Genomic DNA, 19,623 nt, shown 5'->3' on the forward strand with positions numbered 1-19,623 from the left:
TACCTTTGCATCATGGATTTACAGTCAATTTATCAAAAGCTTCAGATTCAGGAGATGAATCAGATGCAGAAATCTACTTTTAAAGCAACCGAAAACAACAACGATGTTATTTTACTTTCTCCGACAGGTTCGGGAAAAACACTGGCTTTTCTTCTTCCGGTTTTAAGAAATCTAAAAAAAGAAGTAAAAGGAATTCAGGCAATTGTTTTGGTTCCGGCGAGAGAACTGGCTTTACAAATCGAGCAGGTTTTCAAATCCATGGGTACTGATTTTAAAGTGACGGTTTGCTACGGTGGTCATGATAAAAAGATTGAAATGAACAACCTGATCGAAGCTCCCGCAGTTTTGATCGGAACGCCCGGAAGAATCAGGTATCACCTTCAGAATGAAAATTTTGATCCTTCAACCATTAAAACTTTGGTTTTAGATGAATTTGATAAAGCTCTGGAACTTGGTTTTCAGGAAGATATGGATTATATCATAGGAAGTCTAAGAGGCTTATCCCAAAGAATTCTTACTTCTGCAACAGCAATGGATGAAATTCCGAAATTTACCGGACTTCAGAATGAAAAAATGGTTGATTTCCTTAAATTAGGAGAAAACAAACCAGATATTCAGCTGAGAAAAGTAATGACCATTTCTGAGGAAAAACTCGATACTTTATTCCATCTGATTTGTAAAATTGGTAATAAAAGAACGTTGATTTTCTGTAATCACCGAGAAGCAGTTGACCGAATTTCAGAACTTCTGCGTGAAAAAGGAATCGACAGAGAAACCTTTCACGGCGGAATGGAACAGGACGAAAGAGAGCGTGCTTTACTAAAATTCAGAAACGATTCTGCGAGAGTTTTAATTACCACCGATCTGGCTGCAAGAGGTTTAGACGTTCCAGAAGTTGAGTCTATCGTACATTATCAGCTTCCGCCAAAAGAAGATGCTTTCATCCACAGAAACGGAAGAACGGCAAGAATGAATGCGAAAGGTTTTGTGTATCTCATTATGAAGGAAGAAGAAAATTTCCCTTTCATTAAACACGATGTTCCTGTAGAAAGCGTAATTGAATTTACAAAAGTTCCTGCAAATTCGCCATTTCAGACGATTTATATCAGTGCAGGAAAAAAAGATAAAGTCAACAAAGTTGATATTGTAGGATATTTGCTTAAAAAAGGAGAACTTCAAAAAGAAGATTTGGGGCTGATCGAAGTAAAAGACACCACTTCTTATGTTGCGGTTTCAAGAAATAAAGTAAAAGATTTACTCAAAAAATTAAGCACCGAAAAACTGAAAGGCAAGAAAGTAAAAATGGAAATTGCTTATTAATCTGTACAATTTTTCACCACAAAATTCACAAAAGAATTTTTTAAAGTATAATGAATTATTTTATAAAGATCAAAAAAGCTTAAATAATAATTTACCTTTTTTGATCTTTCATTCTTATAGATTAAAATTTAATCTTTAAAAGCTTTTGTGACTTTTGTGGTTAAAATTCACCTACTTCAAAGCAGAAGTTTTCGTCGGCAAAGTATACACCGATTTCGAAGCGGTAATAAACAAAATATTATTTTTCTCACCTCCAAAAGTGATATTTCCCGTCCAGTCTTCAGGAATTTTGATATGATGAATTTTCTCGCCTTTAGGATTGAAAACGGTTACTCCGTTACCTGTTAAATAAAGATTTCCTTCTTGATCCAATGTCATTCCGTCGGAGCCCATTTCGCAAAACAATTTCTTTTCAGAAAGTTTTCCTTCGCCTAAAATATCATAAACATAAGTTTTTCCGGCATCAATATCCGACACGTACAATTTTTTTGATTTTACACTTCCGATAATTCCATTCGGTTGAACAAAAGTCTCAAGCTTTGAAATTTCTCCGTTTTTATTTCGGTAATACAGATTTTTTTCAGGAATTTCAACTTTGAAATTTTCCCAGTAATCTCTTTTATACAATGGATCAGTGAAATAAATTCCTCCCTCGTCATCAAGCCAGAGATCATTGGGCCCGTTTAATCTTTTTCCTTCAAAACCTTTAGACAAAACCTTTATTGATTTGTCTTTCGAAATTTTCCAGATCTCACCCTGGTTATCGGAACAGGTAATCAAATTGTCGTTTTCATCAAAATAAGTTCCGTTGGCACGACCTGTTTTATCCATAAATAAAGAAATCTTATCCGTTTCCCAATCCCAGACATAAATTTTGTCATTAGGCTGATCGGTAAAATAAACATTTCCTGATTTATCCGTTGCCGGACCTTCCGTAAAAGTAAACTGATCCGAAACTAATTTCGGCTCTGTATTTTCATAAAACATAGTGGTATAATTTGTTGATTGGCAACCCTGTAATGCGAAAACCAAACCAACTACGCCCAAACTCCATATATTTTTCATGCTGCTAAAATTTAAAGTTTACAATTTACGATTTGCTGTGTAGTTTAAAAAATAATTATCTTTGAATTTTCTGTATAACGACAATGAAGATCAATTTACCCGACAAACTGTATTATTCAATAGGAGAAGTAGCCAAAGCTTTCGACGTAAACGCTTCATTGATAAGATATTGGGAGCAGGAATTCCCAATCATTAAGCCTAAAAAAAACAAGAAAGGAAACCGTTACTTCACTCCTGAAGACATTAAGAATCTTCAGATCATCTATCATTTGGTAAAAGAAAAGGGTTATACACTTGACGGTGCAAAAATTGCGTTAACAACAAACTCGAAAATTTCGGAAACCGTTACTTTAATCGATCGCCTAGAATTTGTAAAAGCCGAATTATTAAAACTAAAAGAATCTTTAGCAGACAAAGATCCTGAATAAAAGATTTCTTATGATTAATTTAAAAAACCGAAAGCATTTAAAAATTATTGCAGGAATCTCATTATTGCTCATCATTTTGGGTGCCATTTTTAATGTTAATAGATTTTTAATGAGTGCAACGATTGGAGTTTTTGTAGGTTCACTTGTACAAATGTTTATTCACAAGAAAAGAATATCTTAATCAGATAATCTTCATAATTCATTTATTCCCAATACCAAGTTTGCACCACAAATCACTGTATAACAAACCTTTAATTATCTTTTTTTCATTTAATTGTATTTTGAATTAAAAATTAATTCATAACTTTATCTTATGATGATTTCGAGAAATTGAAATCTTACCAAAACATAAAACACGATGAAAAAAACTTACTATCAGAAAATGGCAGTTTTAGGAATGCTGCTTTTGGCATTAACTGTCTTTCAAAATTACACCGATAAAAGTGATGAAAAATTTCCTGAACTCACTTTTATTTCCGAAGATTTACCCTCAGAATCCCTCTCTGAATTTGATCCAAATGACCTTGATGAAGCTCAATGGCAAAAACTCGGGTTTTCAGAAAAACAAACGGCTACAATTTTAAAATACAAAAAAATTGTCGGTGGAAAGTTCCTATCGAAAGAACAGTTCAAAAAATGTTTTGCGGTTTCCGAAGAGAAATATGCTCAGCTTGAAAACCTTATTTTACTTCCTGAAACAAATGCTGAAGCGAAAGGAAGTTCAAATTTTAAGAGTTTTGAAAAGAAATCTATACACATAACAAAGAAATTTAATCCTGACCAACTTTCACAAATTGATTGGCAAAAAATAGGCTTTTCGGAAAGGCAGGCTGCAGCAATTTTAAAATATAAAAATTACCTTGGTGGAAGTTTTGTGAGCAAAGAAAAATTCAAAGAATGTTTTATTATCAATGATGAAAATTATCAGAAACTTGAACCGTATCTCATTCTTCCTTCAAAAACTCCAGCTGGTTATAATCCTTACTCTGGAAAATCTTTTTCATCAAAAAATAAATTTCAGCATACCAATTTCGACCCAAATACTTTAGATATTGGAGGTTGGATAGCTTTAGGATTCTCAGAAAAACAGGCGAATGTTATCGTTAATTACCGTGACAGAAATCTGAAAGGTAGTTTTAAAACCTTGGAAGATATAAAAAACTGTTTTGTTATTTCTCCTGAAAAGTTCGAAGAATTAAAACCATTTATTAGATTAAATCCGTCAACAATGGCGAAAAAATCAGATGATAAAATTTCTGAATTCAAACAGGAAAAAACAGATTTCTCGAAAACAGATTTGAATTCTATTACTTTTAAACAACTTTTAGAATTTGGTTTGGATGACAAAAGTGCAGGTTCGATGATTGGTTTCAGAAAAAAATTGGGCGGATTTATGACGAAAGAGCAGATTTTGGAAACCTATAATATTGATAAAGAATTGGTTCAAAAACTTTTAAGTATTGCTCCACTCGACAATTCAAAAGTGGAACGGTATTCTTTGGTTAATGCTCCTGAAGAATGGCTGAAAAATCATCCCTATTTTAAATATTCTGCCGACAAAATTATTTATTACAGAATCAGCAATCCCGATGACAAAAAAGATTTGGAAATTATTGAAAACTAAGCCGGAATATGAGGCGAGGATGAGGCTTTACGTGAAGTGATGTTGGAAGACGGAAGCTGGGTGATGGGTGTTTTGATACGTCTAAATTTTCATGAGTTGTCAAACTTTTACTACTTATAAAAATTAAAATGAATGACTAAATGATCATCCAGCTTCAAACATCCAGTTTCCAGCCAATCTAAATCAAAGTAATTGAAAATTCCGGAGAAAGTGTAACAATTCCTTCCGATAAACTTTCAGGATGCATTGTGAAGCCTTTTAATTTTGAAGTTTTACCTCTTAAAACCAAATCCATTAACTGTTTATCGGAAAGTTTTTTGCCGAAAATTTCAAATGAAACTTTAAAGCCGCAGTTTTTAAAATCAGAACATCCGACTGCGGTTTTTCCTTTCATCAGGTTATGTTCTTTACACTTAGGACATTTTGTTTCTTCCCACGACTGTAAATCTTTTTTCACAGCAGGTTCACGTTTTTTCTTTTCTTTAACTTCAGGTTTTTCTTCTTCAAGATTAATGACTTTTCCTTTCCCATCGACTACTTTTTTGGTTAATTCAGTGACCATCTGAATCAATTCGTCTTTAAACTGATTGGCTTCATATTCTCCGCTTTCAATTTTACGAAGCTTAAATTCCCATTCTCCCGTTAATTCAGGGCTTTTCAAGAGTTCGTCTTCAATCGTGTCGATCAATTGAATTCCGGTTTGAGTAGCGATAAGATTTTTTCTTTTCTTTTCGATATATTTTCGTTTGAAAAGTGTTTCGATGATATTCGCGCGGGTTGAAGGTCTTCCGATCCCGTTGTTCTTCATCATTTCGCGAAGTTCTTCGTCATCAATCTGCTTTCCGGCAGTTTCCATGGCACGAAGAAGTGTTGCTTCGGTGTAAGGTTTGGGAGGCGAAGTTTTTCCTTGGTGAATCATCGGTTCGTGTGGTCCTGTTTCTCCGACCACAAATTCAGGAATCGTCTGTTCTTCTTCCTTCTCTTTATCTTTATCGGTCGATTCTTCTTTCGGTTCTTTTGCATAAACTGCTCTCCATCCCGGTTCGAGGATTTGCTTTCCACTGGTTTTGAATGGAATTGTTCCTACTTTTCCTTCCACCAAAGTATTTGAAATTTTACATTCAGGGTAAAAAACAGAAATAAAGCGTTTTGCAATTAAATCATAAATGAATTTTTCTTCTCTCGTTAAATTTTGAGCAGGTGTCACCTCCGTCGGAATAATGGCGTGGTGATCGGTTACTTTGGTATCGTCAAAAACCGCTTTCGATTTTGTAATGGGTTCCTGCAACAAAGGGACTATCAAATCCTGATATGGAGTCATTTTTCTTAGAATTCCTTCAATTTTCGGATACAAACTTTCGGATAGATAGGTTGTATCGACACGAGGATATGTCACATGTTTTTTCTCGTAAAGACTCTGAATATAATTTAAAGTATTTTCTGCAGAATAACCGTATTTTTTATTGGCTTCCACCTGAAGTCCGGTCAAATCGAACAGTCTCGGATTTTTTTCTTTTCCTTCTTTAATTTCAAATGAAACAATTTCAAAAGGATTGACTTTCAGATATTCTAAACCTTTTTCGGCACGTTCTAAAGTTTTGAGGCGGTCGATTGCAGCGTTAAAGATGACTTCGCGGTATTTTGTTTTCAGTTCCCAATATTCTTCCGTTGTAAAAGCATCAATTTCTTTCTGGCGCTGAACCAGCATCGCTAAAGTCGGCGTCTGAACTCTTCCAATGGACAAAACCGCTTTATTTCCACCAAACTTTTTGGTAAAAAGTCGTGTTGCATTGATTCCCAACAACCAATCTCCTATTGCTCTTGCATTTCCGGCAAGATAAAGGTTTTTATAATCTTCAGCGGGTTTTAAATTGGCAAAACCTTCTTTAATGGCTTCTTCCGTCAACGAGGAAATCCACAAACGCTGAGTCGGTTTATTGCATTTCGCTTTCTGTAAAACCCATCTCTGAATCAGCTCTCCCTCTTGACCGGCATCCCCGCAATTGATAACCTCATCACATTCTTCTACCAATCTTTCAATCACTTTAAACTGATTTTCAACACCTTTGTTTGGAATTAATTTGATTCCGAAATTTTGAGGAATAATCGGCAGCAAAAACAGATTCCAGGATTTGTATTGCGGACCGTAATCGTGAGGCTCTTTGAGGGTGCAAAGATGTCCGAAAGTCCATGTCACGCAATAGCCGTTTCCTTCCATATAGCCCTGTTTAGGCGTAGTCGCACCTAAAACTTTGGCAATATCTCTGGCAACACTTGGTTTTTCGGCAATACAAAGTTTCATGAATTTTCGGAATTTTTGAAGAGGGGGCAAAAGTCGGGATTTTTTTTGGATTATCAATTTAGTTGATATTAAAACTCCATTTTTTAACCACACATGAAGCAAAAGATTTTTATGCTGCTAAAGAACTTGCAAAAGAAAACAACAGATTAGTAAAAAGTTTTTCTTTTCTACTTTAACATCCAATTTGTCATTCCGGAGGAATCTAACTATCATTTTTTAATATATTGAGATTCTTTCAGAATGACAAACACACTGATCAATAATTAAACAATTACATCCAGCCAATAAAAATTAAGCTAATGAATTTCCAAAATACTGAATTGCTCCCACTTCCGACACCTGCATTTCTTCGCATGAATTATGATCTTCTTTTTGAGAATTTTTCAAAAAAGAATGGCTGTATAAAGCATAAGATGGCTGTTCTGCGAAACCATTTTTCAGCATTTGATGAGCTTCAACAATGGGTTTTCCGTAGAGTTTTCTGAAATTACCGATGTTGTACTGCGAAAATTTTCCATAATGAACGATAAACTTTAATGACAGATCAATCGTGGTATTCAACATCTCACTTAATTCCTCAATCTTCATATTGAAAGCCTTTCTCATGTTGCTCAGCATTTGTGAAATCTTTTTATAGGAAGGTTTGCTGTCGTAACGATAAAATAAAATCGCATCGCCTTCAATTTCCGAAATATCAAAATACTGATGGTTTACATCAATTAAAATAGAAAGTAGTTGTCTTACAATATATTCGCCGGTATAAAGTTTTGTATTGAACACAAATTCAGTAAATCCACTGAAATCGGGAATCAAAATAATTCCGTTTTGTGCGTTTGTATTTTCCATAATTTTTAGGTTAAAAACCTTTTAAATACAGACGGAAAAGAGTTTATTTTACTTTAATTTTTTTAAATATTTAAAGTTAAATTTCGATAATCAGCTCTTTATTATAACCATTATACTTTTCAGAGATGTAACCATGCGGATTACAGATAATTTCTGTCTCTCCGATTTTGTATCTTGTCGGGGTATGAATATGACCATGAATCCAATAAAGAGGTTGATGTTCTTCAATAAAATCTTCAAGATTGGAAGCATAAGCTGAAGTAACGGGATCGGTTTTAAAATGCTCAGGAACCGATTGTAAACTTGGTGCATGATGCGTAACGACGATATTTCTCATTCCTTTTGAATTTTCCAGACTTTCCTTTAGCCAATGTCTTGAAATTTGATGAATTTTAAATGTATCAATAGTTCGCAGCTTAGAGTAAGAAGGATCTCTTCGTATTAATTTATAATCATTCATCTGAGTCTGACAAAGACTTCCATAAGCCATCGGACTTCCGAATAATGAGAAATCTGTCCATAAAGTTGCACCGTGAAATCTAATATCTTGGATATCCACAAAAGAATTTTCCAAAACAGATACATTAGAATTTTCCGCAGCTTCTAAAATTTTATTCAGAGTTTTTGGATAAGAACCTTTGTAATATTCATGGTTTCCTAAGACATAAATAACCGGCTTGTCGGGAATTTTATTTTTAATCCATTCAATTCCTTTTGTACCTAAATTAACATCTCCTGCCAATACAACAACATCAGCATTGTCAAAAGACAAATCGCTGAACCCAAATTCCTGATGTAAATCGCTAATGATTTGAATTTTCATAAATCTAAAATATGATTTCTTTTGATCAATCATCTTTGATAAATGAATTTTAAAAATAATTAACTGATTTACAATATATTAAAATTAAACTTAAAAACAATCACTAAAAAGTCTATAATTTTAATGGACTAATAAAAATATATGTTTTATATTTGCAACCGTATTCAAGTATGGAAATGAAGATGAAATCAAAATCCAATAACAATTTTATGACGAAGATGAACATCAGATTAATGATGATGTATTGCTGTATGCCTTTATATAGGAATTTTTGTGGGTGACCTTACTTTTATTATGACATATTTTTAAAGGCTCTACCACGTTGTAGAGCCTTTTTTATTAAAAAAATTGCAGAAAAAAAATGATAGAAATAAAAAACATTTCAAAGACATTTCATCAGAAAGAAAAAGCATTTAAAGCTTTAGATAATATTAACCTGACGATTGAAAAAGGTGATATTGTCGGAATCATCGGTTTTTCAGGTGCCGGAAAAAGTACATTAATCCGAACGGTTAATTTGCTTGAAAGACCGGATGAAGGGCAAATCATCATCAACGGGAAAGATTTTACGAAATTCAATTCAAAACAGTTAGCCACTGAAAGAAAGAAAATCGGAATGATCTTTCAGCATTTCAATTTGCTTTCGTCAAGAACGGTTTTTGAAAATATTGCACTTCCATTAGAATTGGACAACTCAGGTAAAGAGAAAATCAGAAAGAAAGTAAATGAGCTTTTAAAAATAGTCGGATTGGAAGATAAAGCCAATGATTATCCGAAGAGTCTTTCCGGTGGACAAAAACAGAGAGTTGCAATTGCGAGAGCACTCGCAAACGATCCTTATCTTCTGCTGTGTGATGAAGCAACAAGTGCGCTCGATCCGGCAACAACACAATCTATTTTAGAATTATTAAGGGACATCAATCATCGGTTAGGAATTACCATTTTGCTGATTACACACGAAATGGAAGTGGTAAAAACCGTCTGTAACCATGTTGCAGTAATCGATAAAGGACAATTAGTAACAAAGGGAACTTTGAGTGAAATTATTTCTGACAAAGAAAACCCGATCATCAAACAATTTTTAAAATCTGGTGCTATGACTATACCACAAGAACTGAATAAAAAACTTGAAAAAGAACCAAAAGACGGCTTGTTTCCATTGATTGAAGTTGAGCTTAACGAACAAATTTCTGTTGAAGAATTGCTTTCTGTAGTTTATGATAAATATAAAATCCCTTACAAGCTTCTGAAAGCTGATGTGGAATATCTTGGCGACTCAAATTTCGGGAAATTATTATTGCAGCTTAAAGGAGAAGATGAGGATAACCAGAAAGCCATCTATTATTTTAATCAAAACAAAATTCAAAATACGGTAAGAGGATATGCTTAGTGACACGGTAATTTCACTTCTTTCGAAAGGAGTTTGGGAAACAGTTTTTATGACTTTCGTTTCAGGATTTTTCGGTTTTGTTCTCGGACTTCCCGTTGGAATTCTTCTATTTTTAACACGAAAAGGACAGCTTTTAGAAAATAAAATTTACAACAGAATCTTATCGGTTTTAGTTAATATTTTCAGGTCAATTCCTTTCATTATCCTGATTGTTTGGATGATTCCTTTTACCAGATCTTTGGTTGGAACTTCTATTGGTATGAATGCCGCACTCGTTCCGTTAAGCATCGGTGCAGCTCCGTTTATTGCAAGACTCGTTGAGAACAGTTTGTTGGAAATTCCCAACGGATTGATTGAAACAGCGAGAGCTTTAGGAGCAAGTCCGTTACAGATCATCAGAAAAGTTTTACTTCCTGAAGCATTGCCTTCGCTCATCAATAATGCAACAATTACTTTGATTACGCTTGTCGGATATTCTGCAATGGGCGGAGCTGTCGGAGCCGGCGGATTAGGACAGATTGGTTATCAATACGGTTACATCGGTTATGATGCTTTGATTATGAATCTGGTTTTAGCACTGCTTGTTGCAATTGTATTTATCATCCAGTTTTCCGGTGACCGATTGGCTAAAATGTTTGATCATAGATGACTTGAGCAGATTTGTTTGAGAGTTTGAGAGTCTGAGCGTTTACTGTTATAGCGTTTTCAGAAATAGAAGATTGTAAATTATGAAAATCTATTCCTTGATACAACTAAACAAAACATCCAGCTTCCATCACCCAGCTTCCAACAATTTAAATAAAAATAATTAACAATGAAAAATATCAAAATTTTAAGTTTAGCAGCGGGATTGCTGTTATTTGGAGCTTGTAATTCTCCAAAAAAAGATGATCCAAATTTTATTAAAGTCGGAATTACTTCAGGACCTGAACAGGAAATTGCAGAAACTGCTAAAAAAGTGGCCAAAGAAAAATACAATCTTGAAGTCGAACTGGTTTCGTTCAACGATTACGTCGTTCCCAATGAAGCATTGAATAACGGTGACATTGATGCTAATGCTTTTCAGCACGTTCCTTATTTGAATGAACAGTCGAAGCAGCGTGGTTACAAATTAGCGGTTATCGGAAATACTTTTGTATATCCGATTGTAGCGTATTCCAAAAAGATAAAAAACATCAGTGAACTTCAGAATGGAAGCACGATTGTTATTCCAAATGACCCTACAAATGGCGGTCGCTCTCTCCTACTTTTGCAGAAAAACGGATTGTTAAAACTAAAAGACAATGTTGGCTTATTACCAAAAGTAACCGACATCGTTGAAAATCCAAGACAGCTAAAAATCCTTGAAATTGAAGCACCACAACTTCCGCGAGTTTTGGATGACAAAGAAGTGGTCATTGCGATTATCAACAATAATTTTGCCGCTCAAGCCGGATTGGATGCCGACAAAAATGGAATTTTTAAAGAAGATAAAGATTCGCCGTATATGAATGTTGTGGTCTCAAGAGAAGATAATAAAAATGTAGATAAAGTAAAAAACTTTCTGAAAGCCTATCAGTCTAAAGAAGTGGAAGATAAAGCAAGAGAGATTTTCAAAGGTGGTGCTATCAAAGGTTGGTAGTCATGTTGTTGGTTGATAGTTGATGGCTTTTAAATTCCCCTTCTCTGAAAGGGTGGATTTTTGCGAAAGCAAAAAGACCGGTAGTGAGAATAATCTGAAACCTTGAATATTTCATCCCAAAACTTTAAACATTGAATACTAAACCCTGAACCTGCAAGAGATTCTATTATTATATGTAAACATCGTTTCGGAAAAACCTTTGCCTCCGAAGCGGTGTTTTTTGTTTTTAAACTTAAACACATTATACTTTAAGGTTTAAAAATTATCTTTTTGATTATTTAAATGAAATAGATTTCCCATCTGTGTAATCCATAAAATCTGCGAGAGCTAAAAAACTGGTCTAATCTCCTTATAAGTATTGGTTATAAATAACCATTTGTTGAAAAATATATTATCTCAATTTGAGAAAATAAATATTTTCCCTATTTTTGTAAACAATCAATAAAAAGTTTTTTATGTTGAAGAAAACTGTAATTCTAAGTTTGTTTACGCTTATATCTGCCTCTGCTATGGCTCAAAATACGACGGTTCCTGTTTATTTGGATGAATCAAAACCTGTTGAACAGAGAATTCAGGATGCACTTTCCAGAATGACACTGGAAGAAAAAGTGGCCATGCTTCACGCACAGTCAAAATTCAGTTCACCTGGAGTTCCAAGATTGGGAATTCCTGAATTCTGGACAACCGACGGTCCGCATGGAGTTCGCCCTGAAGTAATGTGGGATGAATGGGACCAGGCCGGCTGGACGAATGACTCCATCATCGCCTACCCAGCTCTTACTGCTTTATCCGCAACATGGAACAAAAAAATGTCATGGAATTACGGAAAAGCTTTAGGCGAAGAAGCAAGATACCGTAAGAAAGATATTCTTTTAGGTCCCGGAGTAAACATTTACAGAACTCCACTCAATGGAAGAAATTTCGAATATATGGGAGAAGATCCCTATTTAACTTCAAAAATGGTGGTTCCTTACATTCAGGGAGTTCAATCTAACGGAGTGGCCACTTCTGTAAAGCATTTTGCCTTAAACAATCAGGAAATGTTCCGTCATACGAGCAATGTGATTGTTGACGACAGAACGTTATATGAAATTTATCTTCCGCCTTTCAAAGCTGCCGTGACTGAAGGAGATTCTTGGACAATTATGGGAGCCTATGATATGTACAAAAATCAGTACGCAAGTCAGAACCAATATCTTTTAAATGATATTCTTAAAGGAGAATGGAAATACAAAGGCGTGGTTGTTTCAGACTGGGGTGCAGTGAATAATACCGAACAGGCAATTCATAATGGTTTAGACGTAGAATTCGGAAGCTGGACAAACGGTCTTTCTGCCGGAACCAGAAATGCTTACGACAATTATTATTTAGCAAAACCCTATTTAGATTTAATTAAATCAGGGAAAGTGGGTACCAAAGAGCTTGATGATAAAGTGACAAGACTTTTGCGTTTGGCTTACAAAACAACAATGAATACCAAGAAACCTTTCGGAAACATTGCTTCTGACGAACATAAAGCGGTTGCAAAAGAAATCGGTGAAGAAGGAATTGTTTTGTTAAAAAACCAGGGAAATGTACTTCCTATCGACATTAATAAATCTAAAAAAATTGCCGTTATTGGTGAAAATGCTATCAAAGTGATGACTGTTGGCGGTGGTTCATCTTCATTAAAAGTAAAATACGAAACATTACCTTTAGACGGAATTAAAGCGAAATTCGGTAAAAACTCTGATATACAGTACGCAAGAGGTTATGTAGGAGATATCGGCGGTGAATATAATGGTGTAAAATCAGGACAGGATTTAAAAGACAGCCGCTCGCCTGAAGAATTATTGAATGAAGCCGTTGAGTTGGCTAAAAAATCTGACTATGTAATTTTCGTTGGAGGTTTAAACAAAGCAGATTTCCAGGATAGTGAAGGAAACGACAGAAAAAGCTACGGACTTCCTTACAATCAGGATAATGTGATTTCAGCTTTGGCAAAAGCCAATAAAAATTTCACTGTCGTTCTGGTAACCGGAAATGCCGTTGCAATGCCGTGGATTAAGGAAGTTCCTTCAATTGTTCAGGGTTGGTATTTAGGTTCTGAAGCAGGAAATTCTATTGCTTCAATTTTAGCAGGTGATGCAAACCCTTCAGGAAAACTTCCATTTACTTTCCCCGTAAAACTGGAAGATAATTCTTCTCATGCAATGGGAGAATATCCGGGAAATAAAGAAGAATTGGCTGCAGGAAAAGGAAAAGACCAGAAAAACCCTATTAACATCAAATACAACGAAGGAATTTTTGTAGGTTATCGTTGGCATGACACGAAAAAGATCAAGCCATTATTTAGTTTCGGTCACGGTTTAAGCTACACCACTTTTGAGTTCGGAAAAGCAAAAGCTGATAAATCTACAATGACTCAGAATGATAAAATTACCTTCACTGTAACCGTGAAAAATACCGGTAAAAAAGCTGGTGCTGAAGTTGCACAACTTTATATTACCGATATAAAATCGTCTGTTGAGCGTCCTGCAAAAGAGCTGAAAGGTTTTGAGAAAGTATTTTTAAATCCTGGTGAACAAAAAGAAGTCACATTTACGATCGACAAAACAGCGTTAAGCTTTTTTGATGCCCAAAAGCACGACTGGGTTGCAGAACCTGGAGATTTTGAAGCGCAGATCGGAAATTCCTCTGATGCAATTAAAACAAAAGTGAAATTTACCCTCCAGTAATTCCTTTATTTTACTCATATTAACAGAAATCCCCATGACTATTCGAGCCTTGGGGATTTTTATTTAATATCCTGAAATTTAATTCAAAAAAAATTAATATTTCATCTGTAAATTAATTTAGATTCTGATCCTCATGCTTCCCTTCATTAATTTCTTCAACCATTTTTGCATTAAAAGCAGGAAGATCTTCAGGAGTACGGCTGGTTACCAATCCGTTATCGACCACTACTTCACTATCTTCCCAAACTGCTCCGGCATTTTTAAGATCAATGCTGATCGAGTTTACAGAAGTCATTTTTCTGCCATTCACAGCATCTGCACTGATTAAAATTTGCGGCCCGTGACAGATTGCTGCGACCGGTTTATGCTGATTAAAAAAATCCTGAACAAAAGACAAAGCTGTTTCATTGGTTCGTAGCTGATCGGGATTAATAACTCCGCCCGGAAGTACAAGTGCATCATATTCTGAAGCAGAAACCTCATCCAAAGTTTTGTCAACGGTATACTCTTTTCCCCAATCCTTTTCAGCCCATGCTTTGATGGTTCCGGATTTAGGACTCACAATGTGTGCTGTCCAACCCTGTTGTTCCAGATGTTCTTTCGGAGATTTCAATTCGCTTTCTTCAAATCCGTTGGTTGCTAAAATTGCAATTTTCTTAGACATAATATTTTATTTTTGGTGTTAATGCCTATAACTAAGAAAATATAATGCCGTGGTACGAGGATGTGGTATTTAAAAAATGTTAAATTGGTTTTCGGTTTTTAGTTCCTGATTATTGGTTTTTATAGCAAATTTAAATTTTCGGGCAAAAATTTAAAATATCCAACAACAATCAGGATCTGCAATAGAATAATTTCAAAAAACTTCCACAAAAAGCTTCTCTTAGAAATCTTATGTCTGAATATGAGCATGGCCGAAATTGCTCCTACTGTACCTCCAAAAAAAGTGAGAATCAATAAATTAAATTCTGAAATTCTTCTTTTATGTTTGGTTGCCTTCCATTTATCCAACGAAAAAATGATGAAAGTGATGAGATTAATGATTAAAAGAAAATATAACATATCGCAAATCTAAATATAAAAACGAAAACCGCATTCTTATTATCATCGTCTAAAAGTTTTTAAATTTGTTTTTTTAAAATGAATCAATGACAATAGAAGATCTGGTGGGTAACTATTCCGTTCAGGGAAGCAATCAGGAAGCAGAAAATCATATCAGTTACCAAGGTATTCTGACATTATCTCTTGACGAAAATAATCGTATTGTCGCACAATGGATGATTGGTGACCATATTCAAAATGGTACTGGCTTTTACAAAGATGAGATTTTGGTCATTAATTTTAATTATGAAGGTGAAGATGGTAAAATTTATAAAGGTGTTGCCGTTTACCGATGCATTACTAAAGATATTCTGGATGGTTTTTGGTCTGAAAAACACGGCAATCCTCTATACTTAGGAAGCGAGTACTGTGTAAGAATTAGTAATGGTGAATTTTTAAATTAAAAATGCACTTTTTTTTAATCATAACATATTATTTAAATCAAATTTATATCAAAAATAATTTATGGTTTGATTATTGTTTAGTCAATCTCACCACCAAAATTATATTATTATGATTACGATACTTAATGATGCACCCGAAAACGTAGCTGCATTCAATGCTACAGGCGAAATTAACCGAGAAGATTTTGATAATCTGGTTATTCCCCACGTAAGAAATAAAGTTGAAAAGTTCGACGAACTGAATTATCTTTTATATCTAGACACTGATTTTACCAATACTGATGTAAAATCCTGGCTCAAAAGTTCTCTTTCCGAGATTAACAATATCTCACACTACAACCGTGCCGCTATTGTAAGCAATGATAACGAAATACAGAAATTTACGGATATTCCGGGATTTTCAAACTTTAAATTTTTTCCGAAGGACAATGTCTACAACGCACTCTATTGGTGCAACAATGGTAATGAACCGGAATATAAAGAATAACACAAGGGCGCTTAATGCGTCCTTTTTTATTGATTCATAAAATTTTTAAAAGTTAAAACTCCGTATTGAGAATCATATTTTTTTTGTAGTTTAGTTATTCAAACAAAAAACAGCCATACCGTTTCACAACCATGAAAAAAACATTTATTTTTTTATCCCTTTTCTTAGCAACACAAATTTTCGCCCAGCAACAAGGCAATAAAAATAGTTTCACTCTTATAAAACAAGCTATCGGTGACCTGAACAAAGACGGATTGCAGGATAAGATTATCCTTTCAGAAGATACTTCCAATGCAAAACGGCCATTAAGACTTCAGATATTTTTTCTGGGATCGGACAGAAAATTCAAATCTGCATTCAGTTCTACAGAGGTATTTGAGCCACAAAATCATGAAGGAGAAAACAACAGTAATCAGATTCCGGATATTCGTGTAGAAAACAACAATCTTGTTATTTCTAAAGAAATAAATGGTGAAAAACAGGAACAGACTTTCCGCCACAACAAAGGAAAATTTGAGCTTATTTCTGTTTTTAAAATTAAATCGGACGAAAATGCAACTATCGAAACAAAAACTGATTTAATCGCCGGAACGATAACAGAAATTACCAAAAAAACGGGTTCGAAAAAATCGAAAAAAAATCAGAGAGAAATCACAGTGAACACACTACCTACTTTAGATAACATCAAATCATTTAACGCTGAAATTAGTCAATAATCAAATTAGCAGAAAATAAGAATTAAAAACCTTCGATGGGTATAATAATAAAAGATCAAAAACCTCAGCTTATGATTGCTGAGGTTTATCTCTATTGAACTGATAAATTATAAACAAAGCTGTATTTTAAGATTGAGCAAAAAACTTTTCAGGCGTAATCGGCAAATCTCTGAAACGTTTTCCTGTCGCATTAAAAACTGCATTGGCAATCGCAGGAGCAACTCCGATAATTCCAACTTCTCCCAAACCTTTTGCCCCACTCGGATTGATGTTTGGATCGGGTTTGTTAATAAATGCAACCTCAATAATCGGCGCATCTGCATTCACAGGAAAATGATAACCAGCAAGATCATTTCCAACCAAGCTTCCCAATCTTTCGTCAATTAATTGTTTTTCCATTAACGCCATACCAATTCCCCCTACTGCAGCACCCGTAATCTGATTGGTTGCGGGCTTCGGATTAATAACTTTTCCGCCATCAACGACAGCAACCATTTTTTCTACAACGATTTTCCCTGTTTTAGAATTAACTTTTACCTTGCAGAAATGTGCTGCTGAAGAGCAGAATGAGTATTTTGACCTTTCGTCTCCCGGACCTGAACTTGCATCTACATCAATAAGCATAAGATTATTTGCTTCCCAGATTTTCTGATACGGAACAAAACGCTGACCCGCTGTTTTCAGAGAAACTCCGGTATCAGAAAGAATGATATCTTTTGCTATAGCATTTTTATAAGCCGAATCTAATTTTGTAACATATTCTGAAAGTTTTAGTTTTAAAACATCAATTACCGCAACCACGGCTCCACTGATGGAAGACATCCCTGTACTTCCGCCCTGACTTCCTGCAGGAGGCAAATCTGAGTTTCCTAGCTGTATTTTAATTTTTGATTTTGAAATCCCTGTAGCGTCGTGCAGAATGTTCAGCATTCCTGTTCCCGTTCCCGTGCCAATATCAGTCATTGCAGTTTGAAGGATAATATTTCCTTCCTTATCCATGATAATTCCTGCACTGGCTTTATTTCTTCCGGCATTCCACATTCCGACTGCCATTCCATAGCCAATTTTCCAGTCACCTTCCGTTTGTGAATTTGGAACTGCTTTTCTTTGATTCCAGCCAATCATTTCAGCTCCTTTTTGGATAGCTTCTTTTAAATAATTCGTTGACCAAGGCAAACCTGTATCCGGGTTTTTATCTAAAGCTAAATTCTTATATCTCAGTTCGACCGGGTCCATTTTAAGCTGATAACTCAATTCATCCATCGCTGATTCCACAGCAAAATCTCCTGTACAGTCTCCCGGACCACGCATCCAGGTTGGCGCACTGAGATTGAGCGGAACGACAGCATTTTCTGTTTTTAGATTATCAAACTGATAAATTAATCTTGTTACACGGGTAATTCCGTCACTGAAAGGATCATAAATAGCACATCCATTTTTTGCCTGATGATGTATTCCTTGAATCTTTCCTGTAGAATCTGCGCCCAATTTTATTTTCTGCCACGAAGCAGGTCTGTAACCAACAGAATGAAACATCTGAGGTCTTGTCAACATCAATTTCACAGGCCGATTAACCTGTTTCGCTCCTAAAACGGCAGCCAAAACATGAGGCCATACTTTTAAGCCTGAACCAAAACCTCCACCTACAAATTCGCTAAAAACCTGTATATTATCTGCCGGTAAATTAAATAATCCTGAAATCGTTTTCTGAACACCATTAACCCCCTGATTCTTGTCGTATAATTTCAATTTGTTTCCATCCCATTGTGCAATCGTTGCGTGCATTTCCATCGGGTTATGAACTTCTTCTGCGATATTATATTCCTGCTCCACCGAAAACGGAAGATTTTTCCAGGTTTCAAGGCTTCCTCTTTCTTTTCCGGCAGGTTTTAATTCTGTATTAATTCTTGCTTTATTAAAATCAACTTCGAAAGGGGCTTTTTCATAATCTGCTTTTACCAAAGAGGCTGCATACACCGCTTCTTCGAAAGTATTGGCAATAACCAGAGCAATCGGTTGACCTTTGAAATAAATCGTATCGGTATGAAAAACCGGTAATCCGAATTTTGATTCTTTTATTTTTGTTTCATCTGCAAATCCGGGGACTGCAGGTTTTTTAAGATGTGAAATAATATCTAAAACTCCTTCTGCCTGTTTTGCCAGATCAAGCTGTAAAGATTTAATCTTCCCTGAAGGAATTTCACTTGTCACCAATACAGCATAACAAACATTTTCTACTTCATATTCTGCAGCATATTTTCCTTTTCCAGTTACTTTCGCCAAAGCTTCTACCCTTCCATCAACAGGAATTGGATACTTTTCTGTTTCGTCAAAAAATCCCATTCTTTTAATTTTAAATTAAATACTCTTTACTTATTTAAGATTTCAAGCTGTTTTGTAAAGCCGTTTCAATTGCACCTTTCAGCATCGGAATTTTATATCCGTTTTTTGAAAGTGGTTTAATATTTTCTGTTGTTATGGAAGCTGCTTTTGCAAAAGTTTCAGCGGAAGCTTTCTTTCCTTTCAGATAATTCTCCGCTTCATACCAGCGCCAAGGTTTGTGTGCAACTCCACCTGAAGCTAATCTTGCTTCAATAATTTTATCACCTTCCAGATGCAAAGCCGAAGCAACCGAAACCAATGCAAAAGCATACGATGTACGCTCACGAAGTTTCACATACGCAAAGTTTTTAGAGAAAGGTCCTATCGGAATTTCAATATGCGTAATTAATGCATTTTGAGGAAGTGTATTATCCAGTGAAGGTGTATTTTCCGGCAA

At 35.1% G+C, this 19,623-nt stretch carries 19 protein-coding genes; 11 read left to right on the forward strand and 8 right to left on the reverse strand.

Features of this window, described 5'->3' with window-relative positions:
• Positions 1 to 12 precede the first annotated feature (12 nt).
• Entirely contained in the window at positions 13 to 1,320 is a 1,308-nt protein-coding gene (locus BA768_RS12935) for a DEAD/DEAH box helicase (protein ID WP_065721088.1), read from the forward strand.
• Between the two features lie 171 nt (positions 1,321 to 1,491).
• Here the strand turns inward: BA768_RS12935 and BA768_RS12940 are convergent, their stop codons facing one another.
• Positions 1,492 to 2,385: an SMP-30/gluconolactonase/LRE family protein gene (locus BA768_RS12940; protein ID WP_065721089.1), complete on the reverse strand. Its 894-nt coding sequence runs from the start codon at positions 2,383 to 2,385 to the stop codon at positions 1,492 to 1,494.
• Between the two features lie 83 nt (positions 2,386 to 2,468).
• Here BA768_RS12940 and BA768_RS12945 point away from each other — a divergent pair, with 83 nt between their 5' ends.
• The 3 genes from BA768_RS12945 (at position 2,469) to BA768_RS12950 (ending at position 4,437) form a co-directional block, all read left to right on the forward strand.
• Positions 2,469 to 2,813 (forward strand): MerR family transcriptional regulator, encoded by a 345-nt coding sequence (locus tag BA768_RS12945; protein ID WP_065721090.1) that lies wholly within the window; start codon positions 2,469 to 2,471, stop codon positions 2,811 to 2,813.
• A gap of 10 nt (positions 2,814 to 2,823) precedes the next feature.
• Positions 2,824 to 2,994 (forward strand): hypothetical protein, encoded by a 171-nt coding sequence (locus tag BA768_RS21305; protein WP_165571793.1) that lies wholly within the window; start codon positions 2,824 to 2,826, stop codon positions 2,992 to 2,994.
• A gap of 177 nt (positions 2,995 to 3,171) precedes the next feature.
• Entirely contained in the window at positions 3,172 to 4,437 is a 1,266-nt protein-coding gene (locus tag BA768_RS12950; RefSeq protein WP_123947115.1) for a helix-hairpin-helix domain-containing protein, read from the forward strand.
• 178 nt (positions 4,438 to 4,615) lie between these two features.
• Here BA768_RS12950 and BA768_RS12955 read toward each other — a convergent pair whose 3' ends face one another.
• The 3 genes from BA768_RS12955 to BA768_RS12965 form a co-directional block, all read right to left on the reverse strand.
• On the reverse strand, positions 4,616 to 6,739 hold the full coding sequence (locus tag BA768_RS12955) for a type IA DNA topoisomerase (protein WP_065721091.1): 2,124 nt from the start codon (positions 6,737 to 6,739) through the stop codon (positions 4,616 to 4,618).
• Between the two features lie 291 nt (positions 6,740 to 7,030).
• Entirely contained in the window at positions 7,031 to 7,585 is a 555-nt protein-coding gene (locus BA768_RS12960) for a DUF2652 domain-containing protein (RefSeq protein ID WP_034678544.1), read from the reverse strand.
• 76 nt (positions 7,586 to 7,661) lie between these two features.
• Complete coding sequence (locus tag BA768_RS12965; RefSeq protein WP_065721183.1) at positions 7,662 to 8,408, reverse strand: metallophosphoesterase; 747 nt, start codon at positions 8,406 to 8,408, stop codon at positions 7,662 to 7,664.
• A gap of 361 nt (positions 8,409 to 8,769) precedes the next feature.
• Between BA768_RS12965 and BA768_RS12970 the strand changes: the two genes are divergently transcribed.
• The 4 genes from BA768_RS12970 (at position 8,770) to BA768_RS12985 (ending at position 14,136) form a co-directional block, all read left to right on the forward strand.
• A complete protein-coding gene (locus BA768_RS12970) occupies positions 8,770 to 9,798 on the forward strand; it encodes a methionine ABC transporter ATP-binding protein (RefSeq protein ID WP_065721092.1) in 1,029 nt (342 codons plus the stop codon).
• Positions 9,791 to 10,447 carry a methionine ABC transporter permease MetI gene (locus tag BA768_RS12975; protein ID WP_065721093.1) on the forward strand — a complete coding sequence of 219 codons (657 nt, stop codon included), beginning with the start codon at positions 9,791 to 9,793 and terminating at the stop codon, positions 10,445 to 10,447. The genes BA768_RS12970 and BA768_RS12975 overlap by 8 nt, the downstream gene beginning before the upstream one ends.
• Positions 10,448 to 10,612: 165 nt before the next feature.
• Positions 10,613 to 11,419 (forward strand): methionine ABC transporter substrate-binding lipoprotein MetQ, encoded by an 807-nt coding sequence (gene metQ, locus BA768_RS12980; protein WP_065721094.1) that lies wholly within the window; start codon positions 10,613 to 10,615, stop codon positions 11,417 to 11,419.
• A 455-nt stretch (positions 11,420 to 11,874) separates the two neighbouring features.
• Complete coding sequence (locus BA768_RS12985) at positions 11,875 to 14,136, forward strand: glycoside hydrolase family 3 C-terminal domain-containing protein (RefSeq protein WP_065721095.1); 2,262 nt, start codon at positions 11,875 to 11,877, stop codon at positions 14,134 to 14,136.
• A gap of 112 nt (positions 14,137 to 14,248) precedes the next feature.
• Here BA768_RS12985 and BA768_RS12990 read toward each other — a convergent pair whose 3' ends face one another.
• Both BA768_RS12990 and BA768_RS12995 read right to left on the reverse strand, forming a co-directional pair.
• Positions 14,249 to 14,800 carry a type 1 glutamine amidotransferase domain-containing protein gene (locus BA768_RS12990; protein ID WP_065721096.1) on the reverse strand — a complete coding sequence of 184 codons (552 nt, stop codon included), beginning with the start codon at positions 14,798 to 14,800 and terminating at the stop codon, positions 14,249 to 14,251.
• A 119-nt stretch (positions 14,801 to 14,919) separates the two neighbouring features.
• Positions 14,920 to 15,198 carry a DUF1294 domain-containing protein gene (locus BA768_RS12995; protein ID WP_065721097.1) on the reverse strand — a complete coding sequence of 93 codons (279 nt, stop codon included), beginning with the start codon at positions 15,196 to 15,198 and terminating at the stop codon, positions 14,920 to 14,922.
• Positions 15,199 to 15,284: 86 nt separating this feature from the next.
• Here BA768_RS12995 and BA768_RS13000 point away from each other — a divergent pair, with 86 nt between their 5' ends.
• The 3 genes from BA768_RS13000 to BA768_RS13010 all read left to right on the forward strand — a co-directional run bounded on the left by BA768_RS13000 (position 15,285) and on the right by BA768_RS13010 (position 16,844).
• Complete coding sequence (locus BA768_RS13000; protein WP_065721098.1) at positions 15,285 to 15,641, forward strand: hypothetical protein; 357 nt, start codon at positions 15,285 to 15,287, stop codon at positions 15,639 to 15,641.
• A 109-nt stretch (positions 15,642 to 15,750) separates the two neighbouring features.
• Positions 15,751 to 16,128, forward strand: a complete 378-nt coding sequence (locus BA768_RS13005) for an STAS/SEC14 domain-containing protein (protein ID WP_034678561.1) — start codon at positions 15,751 to 15,753, stop codon at positions 16,126 to 16,128.
• A gap of 131 nt (positions 16,129 to 16,259) precedes the next feature.
• On the forward strand, positions 16,260 to 16,844 hold the full coding sequence (locus BA768_RS13010) for a hypothetical protein (RefSeq protein ID WP_065721099.1): 585 nt from the start codon (positions 16,260 to 16,262) through the stop codon (positions 16,842 to 16,844).
• A gap of 126 nt (positions 16,845 to 16,970) precedes the next feature.
• Here the strand turns inward: BA768_RS13010 and BA768_RS13015 are convergent, their stop codons facing one another.
• Complete coding sequence (locus BA768_RS13015) at positions 16,971 to 19,187, reverse strand: xanthine dehydrogenase family protein molybdopterin-binding subunit (RefSeq protein WP_065721100.1); 2,217 nt, start codon at positions 19,185 to 19,187, stop codon at positions 16,971 to 16,973.
• 34 nt (positions 19,188 to 19,221) lie between these two features.
• Positions 19,222 to 19,623, reverse strand: a complete 402-nt coding sequence (locus BA768_RS21515) for an FAD binding domain-containing protein (RefSeq protein ID WP_228388423.1) — start codon at positions 19,621 to 19,623, stop codon at positions 19,222 to 19,224.

Source organism: Chryseobacterium sp. CBo1 (assembly GCF_001693475.1).
GTDB classification, from domain to species: domain Bacteria; phylum Bacteroidota; class Bacteroidia; order Flavobacteriales; family Weeksellaceae; genus Chryseobacterium; species Chryseobacterium formosense.

Bases quoted from the DNA above. Each gene is read 5' to 3' on its own strand.
- BA768_RS12935 (WP_065721088.1), top strand. From the start codon at position 13: ATGGATTTACAGTCAATTTATCAAAAGCTTCAGATTCAGGAGATGAAT.
- BA768_RS12940 (WP_065721089.1), bottom strand. From the start codon at position 2,385: ATGAAAAATATATGGAGTTTGGGCGTAGTTGGTTTGGTTTTCGCATTA.
- BA768_RS12945 (WP_065721090.1), top strand. From the start codon at position 2,469: ATGAAGATCAATTTACCCGACAAACTGTATTATTCAATAGGAGAAGTA.
- BA768_RS21305 (WP_165571793.1), top strand. From the start codon at position 2,824: ATGATTAATTTAAAAAACCGAAAGCATTTAAAAATTATTGCAGGAATC.
- BA768_RS12950 (WP_123947115.1), top strand. From the start codon at position 3,172: ATGAAAAAAACTTACTATCAGAAAATGGCAGTTTTAGGAATGCTGCTT.
- BA768_RS12955 (WP_065721091.1), bottom strand. From the start codon at position 6,739: ATGAAACTTTGTATTGCCGAAAAACCAAGTGTTGCCAGAGATATTGCC.
- BA768_RS12960 (WP_034678544.1), bottom strand. From the start codon at position 7,585: ATGGAAAATACAAACGCACAAAACGGAATTATTTTGATTCCCGATTTC.
- BA768_RS12965 (WP_065721183.1), bottom strand. From the start codon at position 8,408: ATGAAAATTCAAATCATTAGCGATTTACATCAGGAATTTGGGTTCAGC.
- BA768_RS12970 (WP_065721092.1), top strand. From the start codon at position 8,770: ATGATAGAAATAAAAAACATTTCAAAGACATTTCATCAGAAAGAAAAA.
- BA768_RS12975 (WP_065721093.1), top strand. From the start codon at position 9,791: ATGCTTAGTGACACGGTAATTTCACTTCTTTCGAAAGGAGTTTGGGAA.
- metQ (WP_065721094.1), top strand. From the start codon at position 10,613: ATGAAAAATATCAAAATTTTAAGTTTAGCAGCGGGATTGCTGTTATTT.
- BA768_RS12985 (WP_065721095.1), top strand. From the start codon at position 11,875: ATGTTGAAGAAAACTGTAATTCTAAGTTTGTTTACGCTTATATCTGCC.
- BA768_RS12990 (WP_065721096.1), bottom strand. From the start codon at position 14,800: ATGTCTAAGAAAATTGCAATTTTAGCAACCAACGGATTTGAAGAAAGC.
- BA768_RS12995 (WP_065721097.1), bottom strand. From the start codon at position 15,198: ATGTTATATTTTCTTTTAATCATTAATCTCATCACTTTCATCATTTTT.
- BA768_RS13000 (WP_065721098.1), top strand. From the start codon at position 15,285: ATGACAATAGAAGATCTGGTGGGTAACTATTCCGTTCAGGGAAGCAAT.
- BA768_RS13005 (WP_034678561.1), top strand. From the start codon at position 15,751: ATGATTACGATACTTAATGATGCACCCGAAAACGTAGCTGCATTCAAT.
- BA768_RS13010 (WP_065721099.1), top strand. From the start codon at position 16,260: ATGAAAAAAACATTTATTTTTTTATCCCTTTTCTTAGCAACACAAATT.
- BA768_RS13015 (WP_065721100.1), bottom strand. From the start codon at position 19,187: ATGGGATTTTTTGACGAAACAGAAAAGTATCCAATTCCTGTTGATGGA.